Below are 17,292 nucleotides of genomic sequence, written 5' to 3'. Positions count from 1 at the left end.
CCTTCTGACCATGACCTACGGTGATTCCGCTTCTCTTGTCGAGCGTCCGTTCGGCACCATTTCCGTTGCGATGGTGACCCCGTTCACTGCCGACGGGAAGTTGGACGTCGACGCGGGAGTGCGCCTCGCAGCCCATCTCGTCGACAACGGCTGTGACGGCCTCGTTCTTGCCGGTACCACCGGTGAATCTCCCACCACCACCGAGTCCGAGAAGCTCGACCTGCTCCGCGCAGTGATCGACGCCGTCGGTAACCGCGCGAAGATCGTTGCAGGCGCCGGCAGCAACGACACCGCTCACAGCGTCGAACTCGCACGTGACGCGGCTCGCGCCGGAGCGCACGGTCTGCTCGTCGTCACCCCGTATTACTCACGTCCGCCCCAGGCCGGACTGTTTGCACACTTCACCGCCGTCGCCAACGCGACCGACCTGCCCGTCATGTTGTACGACATTCCGCCCCGCTCCGTCGTTCCCATCGAGACCGAGACGATCCGCCGACTCGCCGAGCACCCGCGAATCAAGGCCGTCAAGGACGCCAAGGGCGACCTCAACGCCGGCGCAGAGTTGATCGGCACCACCGAGCTTCAGTTCTTCTCCGGCGACGACCCGCTGAATCTGCCGTGGCTCGCTGTGGGCGCCACCGGCTTCGTCAGCGTCATCGGCCACCTTGTTCCGGGTCGTCTCCGCGACCTTCACACCGCGTTCGTGTCCGGCGACATCGCCCGCGCGCGCGAGATAAACCTCAGTTTGATCCCTGTGATTCGTTCCGTTGCCCGCCTCGGCGGTGTCAGCGCTTCGAAGGCGGGTCTGCGACTCATCGGAATCGATGTCGGAGAACCACGCCTTCCGCAGGTTGCACCCACTAAAGAGCAGATCGACGGTCTTGCCGCCGATCTGCATGCGGCAGGAGTTTTGTAAATGACCCGTCCCCCCCGACGTCGTAGTGCCAGTCGTCAAGCCGGTCCGCCTTCGCCTCCGGCTCCCGAAACGGCCGCAAAGGCCGCACCGGTAGAGGCACCAGCTGCGCCGGCGGCAGAAGCGGCCCCCGCCGCAGCCGCCCCGCCCAAGAAGGCCGCAGCAACCAAATCTGCAGCAACCAAGTCCGCTGCCACCAAATCTGCTGCACCCAAGAAGTCGACCGAAGACAGGTCGCCGCGCAAATCTTCCGGCGGTAACCGACCGGCAGCATCGAAGTCGGGCAACGGGCGCGGAAACAAGCGCCCCGAGAACCGTCCGGCCGTCGATCCCACGGGTCGCCTCGGAACACCCCCGAAGGCGCCGGCATCGGGTCTGCGCATCGTCGCGCTGGGCGGCATCGGCGAAATCGGTCGCAACATGACGGTGTTCGAGCACCGTGGCAAGTTGCTGATCGTCGACTGCGGTGTGCTGTTCCCCGAGGACCAGCAGCCTGGCGTCGACCTGATCCTCCCGGACTTCCGCTACATCGAAGACCGTATGGACGACGTCGAAGCCGTCATCTTGACTCACGGACACGAGGACCACATCGGTGCTCTGCCGTTCTTGCTGCGTCTGCGCGCGGACATTCCGGTCATCGGCGCGAAGTTCACTCTCGCTCTCGTTGCCGCCAAGTGCCGCGAGCATCGCCTGCGTCCGAACCTGGTCGAGGTCGTCGAGGGAAACACCACCACTCATGGCCCGTTCGACTGCGAGTACTTCGCGGTCAACCACTCGATTCCCGACGCTCTCGCGATCGCGATTCGCACCGACGCCGGCGTCGTACTGCACACCGGTGACATCAAGCTCGATCAGCTGCCTCTCGACGGCCGCCTGACCGACCTCGCCGGATTCTCCCGCCTGGGCGACGAGGGCGTCGACCTGTTCCTCGTCGACTCGACGAACGCCGAAGTTCCGGGATTCGTCACGCCCGAGCGCGAAATCGGGGGAGTGCTCGACAACGTCATCGGCAAGGCGAAGCAGCGTGTCATCGTGGCATCGTTCGCCAGCCATGTGCATCGCATCCAGCAGGTCGTCGACGTAGCCGCTCGGTACAACCGCCGCATCGTCTTCGTCGGCCGCTCGATGGTCCGCAACATGCAGATCGCCCAGGATCTGGGCTACCTGACGGTGCCCGACGGCCTCGTCGTAGACATCGACACCGCCGCCACCCTTCCCGACGATCGCCTGGTGCTCATTTCGACGGGTTCGCAGGGTGAGCCGTTGGCAGCGCTCTCGCGGATGGCGCGCGGCGAACACCGTCAGATCAACATCCGCGCCAACGACCTGGTCGTTCTCGCGTCTTCGCTGATCCCGGGCAACGAGAACTCCGTTTTCGCCGTGGTCAACGGTTTGGCCAAGCGCGGTGCCACCGTCGTGACCCAGCAGAGCGCCAAGGTTCACGTCTCGGGCCACGCGTCCGCCGGTGAGTTGCTCTACCTGTACAACGCGGTTCGGCCCACCAATGCCATGCCCGTCCACGGTGAATGGCGGCACCTGCGTGCCAACGCCGCGCTGGCAAAGGCAACCGGCGTGCCGGAAGAGCGCATCGTATTGGCCGAGGACGGCGTCGTGGTCGACATGGTGGACGGTCTCGCCGAGATCGTCGGACGCGTACCGGTCGGACACGTCTACGTCGACGGTCTGTCCGTCGGCGACGTCGGTGAGCCGACGCTGTCCGATCGCCTCGTGCTCGGTGAGGGCGGCTTCATCGCGATCACCATCGTCATCAACGAGTCGACGGGCCGTGCGGTCAGCACCCCCGAGGTGTCCGGTCGCGGCTTCTCCGACGATCCGACAGCGCTCAAGGCTGCCGCGGATCTCGTGGAATCGGACCTGGCCCGGTTGGCGAGCGAAGGCGTCATCGACGCTCATCGCATCGCGCAGTCGGTGCGCCGCGTCGTCGGACGCTGGGTCGCGGACAAGTACCGCCGCCGTCCGATGATCATTCCGACGGTCATCGCGGTTCCGTAGATTCGGCACAGCAGGTCGCTTCCGCTCGAACCCGGTCCGGTTCGAGTACTTTGGCGAAGGTGACCTTCGCTCATGACGAACGACTCGCCCTGGTGGACAGCATGGTCGAATTCGGCCCCGATGCTCCGACACTGTGTGGGGAGTGGACCAATCGTGACCTGGCAGCACATCTGATAGTCCGGGAGCGGCGTCTCGACGCCGCTCCCGGAATCATGTTGAGCCCTCTTGCCGGTCACACCGAGAGCGTGCGTAAGGCCGCAGCGGCGCGTCCGTGGGAGGAGATCCTCGACGACGTTCGGAGTGGGCCGCCTCGGTGGTCGCCGATGTACTGGCTCGACGCGCAGGTGAATACCACGGAAATGTTCGTCCACCACGAAGATGTACGACGCGCACATCTGAACTGGGCGCCGCGTCCGTTGTCGGAGGGTCGGCAGGCTCAGCTGTGGAAGTACGCCCGGCAGATCGGCAAGATGGGTTACCGCAAAGCCGCTGTCGAGGTCATTTTCGAACTTCCGTCCGGCGAGAGTGCGGTCGTCCACAAATCCGGCTCTCGCAGTGTTGTCCTGCAGGGTGAACCCGCCGAGTTGCTGCTGCACGCTTTCGGTCGCAACGAGGTGAAGATCGAAGCCAAAGGTGAACTGGCCGACGTTCAATCCGTGATGGCGCTCGATCGCAGTTTCTGATGGCCCCCTTCTGCCGGAGCCGAGCTCGACAGACGGGTTGTGAAGATCACGTTTCGCACTCGCCACCAGTGTTGCTGGTGTTGCGGATGGTCCAGATGGGGTCGCACAGACTAGCCTGAACTCCATGGCAGGTAAGTCGAGCGCCCGGGGATCCAGTACAAGCACGTCTACGTCCAGGGCATCGACCAGGTCGTCAGCCTCTACTCCGAGCGCGCGCGCAACCGCAAAACCTCGTGCCTCGCGCACCACGCGAACCGTATCGACTCCTCGAAATGTCACGACTTCGGCCAGGGCTGGTGGGCGCCCCGCGTCGGGCAAAGGCTCCAAGCCGGCGCCCAAGAAGGCGTCCGGTACGTCGTCGGCCGCGCGCCGCCCGGTATCGAAAACCTCTCAGCGGGCCAGCCCGTTGGCCGCTGTGGGCAAGGGAATCGGAGCCGGGTGGTCCCTGGCTGCCCGCGGCGTCGGCGCCACCACACGCACCGTCAGTAAGGTCGGCGAGATCGAAGCCGGCCACCGCCGCGACGGAATAGCGCTCGGCCTGATCGCATTCAGCGTCGTCATCGCCGGTGGCGTCTGGTTCAAGGCCGGTGGTCCGATCGGCGGCGGCATCGACACCCTCGTGCGGGCGATCTTCGGCGCGGCCTCGGCCGTGCTCCCCATCGTCGGCGTCGGCCTCGCGATCCTGTTGATGCGCACCGAACCGAAACCTGAGATCCGGCCCCGACTGATCATGGGATCGCTGCTGGTCGGTCTGCCGGCGCTCGGCCTCTGGCACATCATCTCGGGTTCACCGACAGACGCCACCGGTCGCTCCAACGGCGCAGGGTTTGTCGGATACGTCGTGGGCGGCCCGCTCACCAACGGGCTCACCGTCTGGCTGTCTGCGCCGCTGCTGGTCATCGCCGCCGGATTCGGAATCCTCCTTCTGACCGGAACGACTCTGCGTGAGGTGCCGAGCAAGTTCCAGTCCTTCTTCGGCGCCTCGTATCGCTCGGATGAATACGGCGACTACGGATCCGAATTCGACGAGGACGGTGAGCACCACTACGGCGAATCTGCTTACGATCCTTCACTGTTCGACGCCGACGGCTACCCGGTCGACACCTACGCCGAGCCGCCGCTCAAGCCCGCCAAGCGGCCCAGCCGACGCGCACCGATCGACAACTACCCGACGGACGAGTTCGAGTCGGGCGACAAGAAGACCGAAGTCCTCGGCCTGTGGAACGCCGACGACACCGCAGTACCCGACGAGCCCGTCGCGGCTGCGGCAGCGCCCGTGGTGGAGACTCCGGCGCCGCGCCCCAAGGTGCCTGCGCGTTCGGTCCCCATCGCCAAGCCCGTGCCGAAACCCGAACCGGAGCCGGAGGAGAAGGAACACTTCGTCACCGATCGGGTCACCGACGGCGACTACAACCTCCCGCCGACGACGTTGCTGATCGAGGGAGACCCGCCCAAGCTCCGCAGTTCTGCGAACGACGCGATGATCGAGGCGATCAGCGAAGTCCTCGAACAGTTCAAGATCGATGCCGCTGTTACCGGTTTCACCCGCGGACCGACGGTGACGCGCTACGAGGTCGAACTCGGCCCAGGCGTGAAGGTCGAGAAGATCACCGCGCTCGCCCGCAACATCGCGTACGCCGTGGCAACCGACAACGTCCGCCTCCTGGCCCCCATTCCGGGTAAGTCCGCGGTGGGTATCGAGGTACCGAACTCCGACCGCGAAATGGTCCGCCTCGCCGACGTTTTGAACGCGCCGAGCACCCGACGCGATCACCATCCGCTGGTGATCGGTCTGGGTAAGGACATCGAAGGTGACTTCGTCAGTGCGAACCTCGCGAAGATGCCCCACCTTCTGGTGGCAGGCTCGACCGGCTCGGGTAAGTCGAGCTTCGTGAACTCGATGCTCGTCTCGTTGCTCACCCGAGCAACGCCGGAAGAAGTACGGATGATCCTCATCGACCCCAAGATGGTCGAGCTCACGCCGTACGAAGGTATCCCGCACCTGATCACGCCTATCATCACTCAGCCGAAGAAGGCAGCGGCAGCGCTGGCCTGGTTGGTCGAGGAGATGGAACAGCGCTACCAGGACATGCAGGCCAACCGGGTGCGTCATATCGACGACTTCAACTCCAAGGTCAAGTCCGGCGAAATCACCGCCCCGCTGGGCAGCGAGCGCGTCTACCGTCCGTACCCCTACATCCTCGCGATCGTGGACGAGCTGGCAGACCTCATGATGACCGCGCCGCGCGACGTCGAAGAAGCAATCGTCCGCATCACGCAGAAAGCCCGTGCTGCCGGTATCCACCTGGTGCTGGCAACGCAGCGCCCGTCCGTCGACGTCGTCACCGGCCTGATCAAGACCAACGTGCCTTCGCGTCTGGCGTTCGCGACGTCTTCACTGACGGACTCGCGAGTCATCCTCGATCAGCCCGGCGCCGAGAAGCTCATCGGTATGGGTGACGGGCTGTTCCTGCCCATGGGCGCGGGTAAGCCGACCCGTATGCAGGGCGCGTTCATCACCGACGAGGAAATCTCGGCGGTTGTCGACTTCGCGAAAAACCAGGCCGAGCCCGAGTACACCGAAGGTGTCACCGCACAGAAGGCAGGGGAGAAGAAAGACGTCGACCCCGACATCGGCGACGACATGGATGTCCTCCTGCAGGCCGTGGAATTGGTCATCACGAGTCAATTCGGTTCGACGTCGATGTTGCAGCGCAAGCTACGAGTCGGGTTCGCCAAGGCCGGCAGACTGATGGACCTCATGGAAAACCGCGGCGTCGTCGGACCCAGCGAGGGCTCGAAGGCACGCGAGGTGCTCATGAAGCCCGAGGAGCTCGACGGTCTGCTGTGGTCGATACGCGGCGGCGACCCGGATGAGGCACCTGCAGACGAGTAGGGACACCTCGGCGGAGAAGCCGTCGACAGACGACCGGAGGAACCCGTGCATGTGACGCCGTTGGCTTGGGGAATCACGATCGTGGTGATCCTCGGCCTGTTCGTCTTCGACTTCTTCGCCCACGTCCGCACTCCGCATGCGCCGACCTTCCGGGAGTCCGCATTCTGGTCGACGGTCTACATTTCGATCGCCATCGTCTTCGGCCTCGTCGTGATGTGGATCTGGGGCACCACGTACGGCGGTGAGTACTTCGCCGGCTACGTCACGGAGAAGGCGCTCTCGGTCGACAATCTGTTCGTCTTCGTGATCATCATGTCGACGTTCGCCGTCCCGCGAGAGTTCCAGCAGAAAGTCCTGCTGATCGGCATCGTCCTCGCATTGGTGATGCGCGGAATCTTCATCGGAGTCGGTGCGGCCGCCATCAATGCGTACAGCTGGGTGTTCTACCTCTTCGGTGCGTTCCTGATCTACACCGCGTACACCCTGATCCGCGATCACGGGCATGAGAAGGAAGCCGAGGAGAAGCGCGACAGTCGCATCATCTCACTCGTGAAGCGGGTGCTGCCGACAACCGAGGAATACGACGGGGACAAACTGATCACCCGGATCGACGGCAAGCGCGTCGTGACCCCGTTGTTGTTGGCGCTCATCGCAATCGGGTTTGCCGACGTGCTCTTCGCGCTCGATTCGATTCCGGCGATCTACGGTCTGACCCAGGAACCGTATCTGGTGTTCACCGCCAACGCCTTCGCGCTGATGGGCCTACGGCAGCTGTACTTCCTGATCGGTGGGTTGCTCGAACGGCTGGTCTATCTCTCGTACGGGCTCTCGATAATCCTGGCGTTCATCGGTGTGAAATTGGTACTTCACGCGTTGCACGAGAACACCCTCTCGTTCGTCAACGGAGGTGAACACGTCTCCGTCCCGGAAATCTCCACGGCACTCTCACTCGGAGTGATCATCGGAGTATTGGCGGTGACGACGGTCGCGAGCCTGTTGAAGACTCGCGACCGGGCGGGGGAGTAAGCCGGGGCCGGGGCTCTCAGGCGCTGAACTGACCCAACACCGGAACCCACTCGGTGATCCGGACCTTCTCGATCAAATCGGCGATCGCGAACGGATCGTGGGTGAAGAGGAGGGAAACGGTGTCGGCGTCTGCGGCGTCGACGATGATCAGCGCGCCGTTTCCATCTGCAAACGGGCCGGATGACAAGACGATCGAGCGGGAAACCAGATCCGCGAGCCACGCGCGGTGATCGCTACGGACTTCGTCGCGCTGAGCGTTCTTCTCGGGCGCGTAGGTGTATTCGACGAGGAACAACGACATCGTGAACCGCTTTCGGGGCTGGTGATCGAGATGGTGGTGTGTGAAGAGTCTGAACGGTTCAGAGAGTCAGGAGCATGCGAGTATTGCCGAGTGTGTTGGGTTTCACATAGCTCAGATCGAGGAACTCGGCGACGCCGGCGTCGTAGGACCGACACATTTCCGCATAGACCTCGGCGGTGACGGGGGTGCCGTCGATCTCTGCGAATCCGTGACGGTGGAAGAACTCGGTCTCGAACGTCAAAACGAACAACCGTTCCAACTCCAATTCCTTGGCGACCTCGATGAGTTTGTCGACGACGTGGAAACCTGCGCCCTGGCCTTTGGCGGTCGGATCGACTGCGACGGTGCGGATCTCACCCAGGTCCGCCCACAGCACATGCAGTGCGCCGCAAGCGATTACCTGGCCGCCTCGCTCGGCGACCCAGAACTCCTGGACTGCCTCGTACAGCGTCACGAGATTCTTCTCGAGGAGGATCTTGCCGGCGTAGATGTCGATCAGACGCTTGATTTCGGGGATGTCCGACGTTCGCGCGCGACGCACGATCAACTGGCTCTCGGTATAGGTCGGCGCGGTCGAAGTCATGTGGTGCACATTAGTCAATGGCCCTACCGATATTCTAAGTCGCGTGCCTGTCCGCCCCACGCAATTCCCGCGCCGCTCGGCTTTGTCCCGGGTTCGGCTCACCGCCTGTGCGGTGATCCGATGAGTACCCCGCGCGATCAGACCGACGCCCATCGCGCCGCCGTCGGCCCGTCCGACGGCACACCTGTCGCGGACAACCCGGTTCCGTTGCTGAACATCGCGAACATTCTCACGATGGTCCGAATGGTTCTCGTTCCGGTTTTTCTCGTTGTTCTGTTCGTCGACGGCGGACACTCGACGTGGTGGCGTCTCGGGGCAATGGGCGTGTTCATCGTCGCCGCGATCACGGATCGGATCGACGGCCAATTGGCTCGGAAGTACGGTCTGGTCACCGATTTCGGCAAACTCATGGACCCGATCGCGGACAAGGCACTGATCGGCGCCGCGCTGATCGGTCTTTCGGTTCTCGGTGACCTGTCGTGGTGGGTGACCGGAGTGATCATCGCCAGAGAACTCGGAATCACGCTGTTGCGGTTCGCGGTACTGCGGCACGCGGTCATCCCGGCGGGCAAGGGCGGCAAGCTCAAGACCCTCGTGCAGGCCGTCGCGATCGGGTTCTACCTCTGCCCGCTGCCGAGCAGTTGGGACATCGTCAGCGGATTGCTGATGGCTGCTGCCGTCGTGCTGACGGTGGCGACGGGAATCGAATACATCGTGCAGGCGATCAGGCTTCGCGCCGGAGTTCGCGCAGTCGAGTCATGACGGACCCGCTGCTCGCACTCGGAGTGGTCGAACTCGTCGACGCCCTTGGCGCCGCGAGGCAGACTGTCGCCGCCGCCGAATCTCTGACGGCTGGCTTGTTCACGGCTGCGATCGCGTCCGTGCCAGGGTCGAGCGCGGTGCTGCGTGGGGGCCTGGTCGTGTATGCGACCGACCTGAAAGCGACGCTGGCGGGCGTGGATCCCGAGCGTCTGGCAACGGACGGCCCCGTGTCCGAGAGCACCGCCGTGGCTTTGGCGCTCGGCGCCCGGACGAGGTGCGGCGCCGACTGGGGTATCGGACTGACCGGAGTCGCCGGTCCGAGTGAGCAGGACGGACACTCGGTCGGAACGGTGTTTCTCGGTATCGCCGGCCCGGACGGAACCGAATGCGTACCCCTCGCGCTCGGCGGCGAACGGTGGGAGATTCGGACAACCGCAGTCGCAACTGCCGTGTCGCGGTTACGTGATCGTGTCGCAGAGCGTGCGGCACGATAGGCTCGGGAACCAATCGGATGTGTTCGGACGTTGACGATTGTGAAGACGTACGACCATGCACGATGAGGTCACGGATGAAGGAGGAGCGAGATGGCGCTGCTATTGCGTGAGGCAATCGGTGACAGTCTCCGGCGTACGCGCGTTTCGCAGAGCCGCACGCTACGTGAGGTGTCGAACAGCGCGCGTGTGAGCTTGGGCTATCTGTCCGAAGTGGAACGTGGACGTAAGGAAGCATCGAGCGAACTGTTGGCGGCGATCTGTGATGCGCTCGCAGTCCCACTGTCCGACGTGCTGGTCGACGTGAGCGAGACCCTGGCCACGAAGAAGAGCGCTCCGGTCGCTGGTCGACAGGTCGCCGAACCCGCCGTGTCGGCTTCCGGTTCGCCGACAATCGCACGCGACACCCGCGTCGTGATTCCGGCGCCGAACGCTCGAAGGTTGGCGGCGGCGTAGCCACTACCGGCCGTAACCGATAGATTTTGTACGTAACCGCCGGTTTCCAGCAGGTGGGGTCAGAGCAGATAGGGCGCAGCCCTTGTTTCGGTGCGCGACGGTCGCGCTCCGGGTCGCGTTCGGCGCGGCGCATCAGATGGAGGCAGGATCAAACCAATGGCTAATCCTTTCGTCAAGGGCTGGAAGTACCTGATGGCGCTCTTCAATTCGAAGATCGATGAGAAGGCAGATCCAAAGGTTCAGATTCAGCAGGCGATCGAGGACGCACAGCGCCAGCATCAGGCGTTGTCCCAGCAGGCTGCGTCGGTGATCGGTAATCAGCGTCAACTCGAGATGAAGCTCAGCCGTCAACTCGACGAGGTCGAAAAGCTCAACGCCAACGCGCGCCAGGCCGTCAACCTCGCCGATCAGGCCGCTGCTGCCGGCGACAACGACAAGGCGATCCAGTACACCAACGCTGCCGAAGCTTTTGCGGCCCAGTTGGTGACGGCCGAGCAGGGCGTCGAAGATCTGAAGGCACTGCACGACCAGTCCTTGCAGGCCGCCGCTCAGGCCAAGAAGGCTGTCGAGCAGAACGCGATGACTCTGCAGGCAAAGGTTGCCGAGCGCACCAAGCTGCTCAGCCAGCTGGAGCAGGCCAAGATGCAGGAGCGCGTGAGCGAGTCCCTTCGGTCCATGGACAGCACGCTGTCGGCTCCCGGCAACACACCCAGCCTCGATGCTGTGCGCGACAAGATCGAGCGGCGTTACGCCGACGCACTCGGCTCTGCCGAGCTCGCCCAGAACTCCGTTCAGGGCCGCATGATGGAGGTCCAGCAGGCCTCGGTCCAGATGGCAGGGCACAGTCGCCTCGAGCAGATTCGTGCTTCCATGAAGGGCGAGGCACTGCCTTCCGGCGGCGCAGCTGCCACTCCTGCGACTCCGTCCGTCGAGAAGCAGCCCCCGGCTGCCGGTCAGACCGGGCAGTAGCCGAATCCTCGATGTCGGCAGTGATGCTCTGATGTTTTCTTCACGAGACGGTCGATCTGGGCGCGAGCCCCGGTCGGCCGTTCCCGTTTCCGTATCCGGCGCCTTCGGAGCGTTGGGACGCACCGCAGGCACATTGCGCGAGGTCGGACTGTCTGCGGCGGATGCCGCTCGGCGGTGGCAGGACCCGCGCGCCAAATTCGAGCGCAAACGTGCCCGTGCACGTCGACGCGCTCAGCGTTGGGGTTTCATGTCCGGCGGATCAGTGGTCGGCACGGCCGGCCTTGCTGTTGCGTCGGCCCCCGAGTGGTCGGTGGTCGTGGCAGGCGGGGGAGCGGCACTGTTCGCGGTTCCCGCCGTCATCGCGGTCGGCCGCTACCGTTCGATGAGTTCCGGCCCACCGCCGTCGGCGCCGATTCGCCGGCGCTTGCCACCGTCGTCGTCTCGCGCGTTCATCCCGATGTCTCGCCTCATCGGCGCCGAGACTTCGTTGTTCGAGATCTTGAGTGTGCTCAGACGCGCCGACACCATCGACCCCGGTGAGTTGGACGAAATCACTGTTACCGCCGATTCGGCATTGAGAGCGATGTTCGCGGTGTCTTCGGATGTCGTCGCAATGGAACGCGCCGTGGCCGCTACACCCAAGGTGACCGAACCTCTTGATCCCACCATCGACGGCGCAGTTCGTGAGTTGCAGTCGGGGTTGGATCAGTACGAGGATCTGGTGACTTCGGCAGCTGCTCTGACAGCGCCTCACAGCCCGTCGGCGCTCGTGGGATTCAACCGAGAACTCTCGGCGCTGCACGCGGCCGCCGAGCGGCTCTCGGCGCTTGCCGACGCCATCGGCGAGGTGGACGACATCACCCGCAAGTACAACTGATCGGCTCTCGCGCCTGATCGATGCACACTGTTCGACATCTCAGTCGTCGGCGCCGCGGGCCGCCAGCGCTTCACCCATTGCGTCCGCGGTCATCAGGGTGCCGACGATGACCGGAACTGCGAAGGATCGCAGCGAGAATCCGAGCCCTCGCGCCTTGCGTGCCTCTGACACCTGTGTGATGACCTCGAACATCAGCGGGATGCACCGGATCGTCATTGCGAGGAGCAAAGCGATCCGTTCGGGATTGACGCCGAAGCGTCGCAAGGGTGTCAGGAACCGGGTGATCGCGTCGAGCATCTCGGAGATCCGTGTGGTCAGACCCATGATCGCCGCGAAGGCGATCGAAATGATCAGAACCCCGCACACGACGGCCGCTCGCTGCCATCCCGCGACTATCAGCTGGAACGCCCCGATGAAGAGCAACATCCACAGCGCCGGACGCAGCTGCCGGATCGCAGTCATCGGAGGAATGCGCGCAATCGCGTACAGGGCCACAACGACGATCGTGGGAGCTGCCAGTTGCCACGGCTCGCGCACGAAGATCGAGACGGCGAGGATGGCCACGACCAAGGCGAAGAGCTTGATCCCCGTCGGCATCCGGTGCAGGAGTGAGCGGCCCGGACGGTAGACGCCGAGAGTGGTCACGAGACCAACGACCGGTAGTGATCGATGGAGTCGGCGGGGGAGCCGTCAGCGACGACGCGGCCTTGGTCGACAACCAACACCCGTTCGAAGGACTCGAGGAGATCGAGTTGGTGGGTCACGACGATCAGTTGCTGATCGAGTGACTCGAATACCGAGCTGATCAGCCGAGAGTTGCGAAGGTCGAGGAGCGTGGTGGGTTCGTCGGCGACGAGTACGTTCGGTTCCGTCACCATGATGGCCGCGAGCGCGAGGAGCTGTTTCTGCCCGCCCGAAAGCTGGTGGGTGGGATGGTCGGCGTGCCCGGCGAGGCCGTAGCGTTCGAGCACCGAGGCCACCTTTGCGGCGCGCTCGGCTTTGCCCAATCCGCTACGGCGGAGCGAGAATTCGATGTCCTCGGCAACCGTCGGCATCACGATCTGGTGGTTGGGATCGGTGAAGACGAATCCGACCTGCTTGCGTACGTCGCGGCCCTTCTTCGCCGTGTCCAAGCCGTTGACGTGGACGTGTCCTTCCGTCGGCACGACCAGTCCGTTGATCATGCGAGCGAGCGTCGACTTGCCGCTTCCGTTCGCACCCACGATTCCGATTCGCTGCTCGCTCAGTCGCAGATCTATCTGCTGCAGGACCGTTCGTTCACCGAAGCTGTGTCCGACGTTCTCGAAGACGATCTCACTCATCGGAGATTAATTCGCCACCACGGTCTTGTTCGACGAGATCACCGAGTCGCGCAGTAGTGCCGGGTATGCCCGGTGAACCTGGGACGCGACCAACGCGGTGACGACTGCTTTTGCGGCGTCGAGCGGGATGAAGGCGGCGTTGGCCGACCATGCGGCAACGAAGCTCATGTGTCCGCGGACCATCATTCCAACGATGCCGAACGCGTAGAGAACGACGACGCCGCCGAGAAGGTTGATGCCGATGCCCGCGATGATCCGGTACTTGGGCAGCATCTTGGCGGTCAGCCATCCGATGACAAACGCCGTCGGGATCCAACCGATGAGGAATCCGGCTGTCGGGCTCGATAGAGACACGAGTGCGGTGCGACCGCCGGCAAGGACCGGTAGACCGACCAATCCCAGAGCAATGACCGTCAGGACGGCGAGAACACCCTTGCGCGGTCCGAGTAGAGCGCCGGCCATCATGACGCCCATGGACTGAAGGGTGATCGGCACGCCGGAAATGCCGATGTTGATCGACCCGGGTAGGCCCAGCGCGATGATGAGTGCGGCGAAGACGGCTACATGCGCGAGATCGCGAGCGGGGAAACGGGTCGTAGACACTGCGGACGTGCTCCTTCGGCATACGGGATCGAACTTCGCGAGTTTACGCCAGGAGCAAGCTCCCATGGGTTGGACACCTGACCTGCGTGAGGGCCGGTCTCGGGGTGAACCCTGATCTTTACCTGAACTTGCCGCTGAGCTGCTGCTTTGTCACGCCAGACCTGTCAGGCTGGTTCTACGGACGACGCAGCACCTGTCCGATTCGACTGATTATTCAACGGCACGTTGGAGGTAAGCATGTTTTGGAAGATCGTTTTGGCCGTCGTACTGGTGTGGGTCGCACTCGCGGTGGTCGGTGCGCTGATCAAGGGGCTTTTCTGGGTTCTGGTGGTCGGCGCTGTCGGCTTCGGAATCTACTTCCTGGTGAAGGCGATGTCGGGAAGTGACGACAATTCGCCCGCTTCGCGGTTCTGACGGGCAAGATCTGCCCTATGGAAAACTTCCCCGAGGACTGGCAGCGCGCGATTGTCATCGTGGCGCATCCCGATGACATCGAATACGGCGCAGCCGCAGCAGTGGCGCAGTGGACCGATCGCGGCAAAGACGTGCGATATGTCCTGGCCACGCGCGGCGAGGCCGGAATCGCCGGTCTGTCGCCCGAGGAGTCCGGCCCGATCCGCGAGGAAGAAGAGCGTCGCTCGGCCGCGATCGTCGGTGTCGGTGAGGTGGAGTTCCTCGGCCTGCCCGACGGTCGTCTCGTGGAAGGCTTGGAGTTGCGCTCGACTCTCGCCGCAGCAATTCGCCGCCACCGTCCGGAATTGGTGGTGACGATGAACTTCTCCCACACCTGGGGCCCCGGCTATCTGAACAGCGCAGATCACCGTGCACTCGGGATCAGCGTTCTCGACGCAACTGCCGACGCAGCGAACGAATGGATCTTTCCCTCATTGACAGCGCAGGGACTGGCGCCGTGGTCCGGTGTTCGGTGGGTTGCGGTCAATACGATGACTCCCACACACTGCGTCGACGTGACGTCGACGGTCGATCGCGCCGTGGATTCGCTCGCGGAACATGCGCGATATCTGGCGGCGCTGAGTTCCACGCCGATCCGGGAACAGGCGCGCGCACAGATCGACATGGTCAGCGGACCGAAGCCTGGTTTCGACGCCGAGCGAGCAGTTGGTTTCGAGTTGTACTATTTCTGATGATCTCTGAGCGAGAGAAATCGCAAGTCCCGACGGGATTACCGGTGACTTGTCCGGTATTGTGTTACACACGATGGTAATCCGTAACGCAGATGACTCAATTGCCCCTCGCAAGGCAGATGGTCAGCGCATCCCCAGCCGCGAGATCGACGACGTGATTCTCGACGCAGCAAGGTCGTGTGTCCTCGATTTCGGAATGCAGCGAACCACACTTGCCGAGATCTCGCGTCGGGCCGGCGTGAGCCGACCGACGGTCTACCGGCGATGGCCGGACACGCGAGCTGTCGTCGCGGACCTGCTCACCCGGGAGATCCGATCGGTGCTGCCCGAGGTGACCTTCAACGGGTCTGCCGGCACGTTGCTCGTGGAGGCGATCGGTGACGTCGTCGGCCAGATTCGCGACCATCCGCTCTTCGTGAAAATTCGGCAAGCCGATCAAGAATTGCTGACGACCTACATCGTGGACCGGCTCGGCGCGAGCCAGAAGTCGATTCTCGAGCTGATCACATCCGTTGTCGCGGCCGGCCAACAGGATGGTTCGATTCGCGAGGGAAGCGTCAACGAGATCGCGGCGATGGTTCTACTGATGGCTCAGTCCGTCGTCATTTCTGCCCCGACTCTCGAGCCGGAGCTTTCCTCCGATGCGTCGGTCGAGCAACTTCGATATGCGGTCGCTGCTTATCTGGCACCCGTCAAGAATCCGGGAGAATAGCTGTGAGCCCCCTAGATTCAGCAGGCAGCGATTCAGCGCTCAACGCACAACGGCGTACTCGTGAACTCGAGCAGTTGGCGAACGGCGATTCGGTCGACGTCCTGGTGATCGGCGGCGGAATCACCGGTGTCGGTGTCGCTCTCGACGCCGTGACTCGTGGGCTCAGTGTTGCGCTGGTCGAAAAGCACGACCTCGCGTTCGGCACCAGCCGCTGGAGTTCGAAACTCGCACACGGCGGCCTTCGGTACCTGGCTTCCGGCAATGTCGGTATAGCGCGTGAAAGTGCGGTCGAGCGCGGCATTCTCATGACGCGCACCGCGCCTCACCTCGTTCGCGCCATGCCTCAACTCGTACCGCTGTTGCCCGAAACGTCGTTCTTCGGGAAGGCCCTGGTGCGTACCGGTTTCCTGGCCGGTGACGCTCTGCGCATGTCGGCGCGAACCCCGGCTTCGGTGCTGCCCAGATCACGGACGGTCAGCGCTGCGCGGGCGCGCGAATTGGCTCCCGCGGTCAAGCAGGAGAACCTACGAGGCGCCTTGACCGCGTTCGACGGGCAGCTCATCGACGACGCTCGCCTCGTCGTCGGTATCGCCAGAACCGCAGCGTCGCACGGCGCGCGAATCCTGACCCGCGTCGGTGCATACGACGTATCGGGAACGTCGGCCACCTTGCGTGACGAGTTGACCGGGTCCGAGTTCTTGATGCGTGCCCGCGTCGTGATCAATGCGACCGGTGTCTGGGCTGATCAGGTCGACTCCAGCATCACCCTGCGCCCAAGCCGCGGGACGCACCTGGTGCTCGATGCGGCGCGATTGGGGAACCCCACGGCAGCGCTGACCGTGCCGATTCCCGGCGAGACCAACCGTTTCGTCTTCGCCCTGCCCGCGCAGCTCGGCCGGATCTACCTCGGGTTGACCGACGAAGCAGCGCCGGGGCCGGTGCCAGACGTGCCGTCGGCGTCCGAGGACGAGATCGACTTCCTGCTCGACACCGTGAACACGGCGTTGGAAGTTCCGCTGACCCGTGGGGACGTCTTGGGGACCTTCGCGGGTCTGCGTCCGCTGCTGGACACCGGTGAAGGCTCGACGGCCGACCTATCGCGCAATCACGCTGTAGTCCGTTCGGACTCGGGCTTGGTCACGGTGGTAGGCGGAAAACTCACGACGTACCGCAAGATGGCCGAAGACGCCGTCGACGCTGCGGTCGAGGTCGGGTCGCTGAGCGCCGGGGCATGTCGGACACGCGCGTTGCCGCTGGTAGGCGCTGCATCACCGGCGGAATTGAAGAAGATCAAGGCACCCGCGTCATTGGTGGCGCGATACGGCACCGAGGCCGAGGTCGTTGCCGCGGCGAGCGGCGATCGTCTCCGGTCGGTTGCGGACTTGGAGATCTGCGGTGCCGAGTTCGATTTCGCGGTGTCGCATGAAGGCGCCCTCGACGTCGACGACGTCCTCGATCGCAGGACGAGAATCGGATTGGTGGCTTCGGATCGCGAACGCGCACTGGGTGCGGCGGAACAGGCCTTTCACCCGGTGTGACA

The 17,292-nt window shown here is 63.8% G+C and carries 19 protein-coding genes; 14 read left to right on the top strand and 5 right to left on the bottom strand.

The features are described from left to right. Positions 1-10: 10 nt before the first annotated feature. The 5 genes from dapA (at position 11) to ATN38_RS18730 (ending at position 7,531) form a co-directional block, all read left to right on the top strand. Positions 11-916: a 4-hydroxy-tetrahydrodipicolinate synthase gene (gene dapA / locus ATN38_RS18750; protein ID WP_003942142.1), complete on the top strand. Its 906-nt coding sequence runs from the start codon at positions 11-13 to the stop codon at positions 914-916. Further along, the gene (locus ATN38_RS18745; protein ID WP_003942231.1) at positions 917-2,926 is read left to right on the top strand and encodes a ribonuclease J; all 2,010 of its coding nucleotides are present in this window, start codon (positions 917-919) and stop codon (positions 2,924-2,926) included. A gap of 59 nt (positions 2,927-2,985) precedes the next feature. Further along, entirely contained in the window at positions 2,986-3,609 is a 624-nt protein-coding gene (locus tag ATN38_RS18740; RefSeq protein ID WP_003942175.1) for a TIGR03085 family metal-binding protein, read from the top strand. A gap of 124 nt (positions 3,610-3,733) precedes the next feature. Then, the gene (locus tag ATN38_RS18735; RefSeq protein WP_218748348.1) at positions 3,734-6,505 is read left to right on the top strand and encodes a DNA translocase FtsK; all 2,772 of its coding nucleotides are present in this window, start codon (positions 3,734-3,736) and stop codon (positions 6,503-6,505) included. A gap of 45 nt (positions 6,506-6,550) precedes the next feature. Further along, the gene (locus ATN38_RS18730; RefSeq protein ID WP_019748181.1) at positions 6,551-7,531 is read left to right on the top strand and encodes a TerC family protein; all 981 of its coding nucleotides are present in this window, start codon (positions 6,551-6,553) and stop codon (positions 7,529-7,531) included. A 16-nt stretch (positions 7,532-7,547) separates the two neighbouring features. On the opposite strand, the gene ATN38_RS18725 is transcribed toward ATN38_RS18730, so the two are convergent. Both ATN38_RS18725 and ATN38_RS18720 read right to left on the bottom strand, forming a co-directional pair. Further along, the gene (locus ATN38_RS18725) at positions 7,548-7,832 is read right to left on the bottom strand and encodes a YciI family protein (RefSeq protein ID WP_003942124.1); all 285 of its coding nucleotides are present in this window, start codon (positions 7,830-7,832) and stop codon (positions 7,548-7,550) included. Positions 7,833-7,890: 58 nt separating this feature from the next. Then, positions 7,891-8,415, bottom strand: a complete 525-nt coding sequence (locus ATN38_RS18720; RefSeq protein ID WP_007735157.1) for an amino-acid N-acetyltransferase — start codon at positions 8,413-8,415, stop codon at positions 7,891-7,893. Positions 8,416-8,535: 120 nt separating this feature from the next. Between ATN38_RS18720 and pgsA the strand changes: the two genes are divergently transcribed. The 5 genes from pgsA (at position 8,536) to ATN38_RS18695 (ending at position 11,970) form a co-directional block, all read left to right on the top strand. Next, positions 8,536-9,177, top strand: a complete 642-nt coding sequence (pgsA, locus tag ATN38_RS18715) for a CDP-diacylglycerol--glycerol-3-phosphate 3-phosphatidyltransferase (RefSeq protein WP_003942125.1) — start codon at positions 8,536-8,538, stop codon at positions 9,175-9,177. Then, entirely contained in the window at positions 9,174-9,671 is a 498-nt protein-coding gene (locus ATN38_RS18710) for a CinA family protein (protein WP_218748347.1), read from the top strand. The genes pgsA and ATN38_RS18710 overlap by 4 nt, the downstream gene beginning before the upstream one ends. A gap of 90 nt (positions 9,672-9,761) precedes the next feature. Then, positions 9,762-10,124 (top strand): helix-turn-helix domain-containing protein, encoded by a 363-nt coding sequence (locus ATN38_RS18705; RefSeq protein WP_030535559.1) that lies wholly within the window; start codon positions 9,762-9,764, stop codon positions 10,122-10,124. A gap of 156 nt (positions 10,125-10,280) precedes the next feature. Beyond that, the gene (pspA, locus tag ATN38_RS18700; protein WP_003942098.1) at positions 10,281-11,093 is read left to right on the top strand and encodes a phage shock protein PspA; all 813 of its coding nucleotides are present in this window, start codon (positions 10,281-10,283) and stop codon (positions 11,091-11,093) included. A gap of 31 nt (positions 11,094-11,124) precedes the next feature. After that, positions 11,125-11,970 (top strand): hypothetical protein, encoded by an 846-nt coding sequence (locus tag ATN38_RS18695; RefSeq protein WP_256931972.1) that lies wholly within the window; start codon positions 11,125-11,127, stop codon positions 11,968-11,970. A 39-nt stretch (positions 11,971-12,009) separates the two neighbouring features. Here ATN38_RS18695 and ATN38_RS18690 read toward each other — a convergent pair whose 3' ends face one another. Genes ATN38_RS18690 through ATN38_RS18680 form a run of 3 tightly spaced genes read right to left on the bottom strand, consistent with a single transcriptional unit; the run spans position 12,010 to position 13,895 of the window. After that, positions 12,010-12,615, bottom strand: coding sequence for an energy-coupling factor transporter transmembrane protein EcfT (locus ATN38_RS18690; RefSeq protein WP_042450682.1), 606 nt, complete (start codon positions 12,613-12,615; stop codon positions 12,010-12,012). Beyond that, the gene (locus tag ATN38_RS18685) at positions 12,612-13,292 is read right to left on the bottom strand and encodes an energy-coupling factor ABC transporter ATP-binding protein (protein WP_007735161.1); all 681 of its coding nucleotides are present in this window, start codon (positions 13,290-13,292) and stop codon (positions 12,612-12,614) included. Before ATN38_RS18685 ends, ATN38_RS18690 begins: the two co-directional genes overlap by 4 nt. A gap of 6 nt (positions 13,293-13,298) precedes the next feature. After that, positions 13,299-13,895 carry a biotin transporter BioY gene (locus ATN38_RS18680; RefSeq protein WP_007735162.1) on the bottom strand — a complete coding sequence of 199 codons (597 nt, stop codon included), beginning with the start codon at positions 13,893-13,895 and terminating at the stop codon, positions 13,299-13,301. Positions 13,896-14,132: 237 nt separating this feature from the next. Here ATN38_RS18680 and ATN38_RS18675 point away from each other — a divergent pair, with 237 nt between their 5' ends. The 4 genes from ATN38_RS18675 (at position 14,133) to ATN38_RS18660 (ending at position 17,290) form a co-directional block, all read left to right on the top strand. After that, positions 14,133-14,309: a hypothetical protein gene (locus tag ATN38_RS18675; RefSeq protein ID WP_003942133.1), complete on the top strand. Its 177-nt coding sequence runs from the start codon at positions 14,133-14,135 to the stop codon at positions 14,307-14,309. Positions 14,310-14,326: 17 nt separating this feature from the next. Continuing rightward, positions 14,327-15,040 carry a PIG-L deacetylase family protein gene (locus ATN38_RS18670; protein WP_007735164.1) on the top strand — a complete coding sequence of 238 codons (714 nt, stop codon included), beginning with the start codon at positions 14,327-14,329 and terminating at the stop codon, positions 15,038-15,040. 73 nt (positions 15,041-15,113) lie between these two features. Continuing rightward, positions 15,114-15,752 (top strand): TetR/AcrR family transcriptional regulator, encoded by a 639-nt coding sequence (locus ATN38_RS18665; protein WP_218748346.1) that lies wholly within the window; start codon positions 15,114-15,116, stop codon positions 15,750-15,752. A gap of 2 nt (positions 15,753-15,754) precedes the next feature. Next, positions 15,755-17,290 (top strand): glycerol-3-phosphate dehydrogenase/oxidase, encoded by a 1,536-nt coding sequence (locus ATN38_RS18660; RefSeq protein WP_054825714.1) that lies wholly within the window; start codon positions 15,755-15,757, stop codon positions 17,288-17,290. The last annotated feature ends 2 nt before the right edge of the window (positions 17,291-17,292 follow it).

The sequence above is a fragment of the Rhodococcus sp. FH8 genome (genome assembly GCF_019266085.1).
GTDB classification, from domain to species: domain Bacteria; phylum Actinomycetota; class Actinomycetes; order Mycobacteriales; family Mycobacteriaceae; genus Rhodococcus_F; species Rhodococcus_F qingshengii.
Note: the sequence above shows the minus strand (reverse complement) of the source record. Positions and strands in the feature narration are given on the sequence as shown.

Excerpts from the sequence above, each read along its gene's own strand:
- ATN38_RS18685 (WP_007735161.1), bottom strand. The coding sequence starts at position 13,292 with ATGAGTGAGATCGTCTTCGAGAACGTCGGACACAGCTTCGGTGAACGA.
- ATN38_RS18665 (WP_218748346.1), top strand. The coding sequence starts at position 15,114 with ATGGTAATCCGTAACGCAGATGACTCAATTGCCCCTCGCAAGGCAGAT.
- dapA (WP_003942142.1), top strand. The coding sequence starts at position 11 with ATGACCTACGGTGATTCCGCTTCTCTTGTCGAGCGTCCGTTCGGCACC.
- ATN38_RS18720 (WP_007735157.1), bottom strand. The coding sequence starts at position 8,415 with ATGACTTCGACCGCGCCGACCTATACCGAGAGCCAGTTGATCGTGCGT.
- ATN38_RS18675 (WP_003942133.1), top strand. The coding sequence starts at position 14,133 with ATGTTTTGGAAGATCGTTTTGGCCGTCGTACTGGTGTGGGTCGCACTC.
- ATN38_RS18695 (WP_256931972.1), top strand. The coding sequence starts at position 11,125 with ATGTTTTCTTCACGAGACGGTCGATCTGGGCGCGAGCCCCGGTCGGCC.
- ATN38_RS18670 (WP_007735164.1), top strand. The coding sequence starts at position 14,327 with ATGGAAAACTTCCCCGAGGACTGGCAGCGCGCGATTGTCATCGTGGCG.
- ATN38_RS18745 (WP_003942231.1), top strand. The coding sequence starts at position 917 with ATGACCCGTCCCCCCCGACGTCGTAGTGCCAGTCGTCAAGCCGGTCCG.
- ATN38_RS18710 (WP_218748347.1), top strand. The coding sequence starts at position 9,174 with ATGACGGACCCGCTGCTCGCACTCGGAGTGGTCGAACTCGTCGACGCC.
- ATN38_RS18725 (WP_003942124.1), bottom strand. The coding sequence starts at position 7,832 with ATGTCGTTGTTCCTCGTCGAATACACCTACGCGCCCGAGAAGAACGCT.
- ATN38_RS18735 (WP_218748348.1), top strand. The coding sequence starts at position 3,734 with ATGGCAGGTAAGTCGAGCGCCCGGGGATCCAGTACAAGCACGTCTACG.
- pgsA (WP_003942125.1), top strand. The coding sequence starts at position 8,536 with ATGAGTACCCCGCGCGATCAGACCGACGCCCATCGCGCCGCCGTCGGC.
- pspA (WP_003942098.1), top strand. The coding sequence starts at position 10,281 with ATGGCTAATCCTTTCGTCAAGGGCTGGAAGTACCTGATGGCGCTCTTC.
- ATN38_RS18705 (WP_030535559.1), top strand. The coding sequence starts at position 9,762 with ATGGCGCTGCTATTGCGTGAGGCAATCGGTGACAGTCTCCGGCGTACG.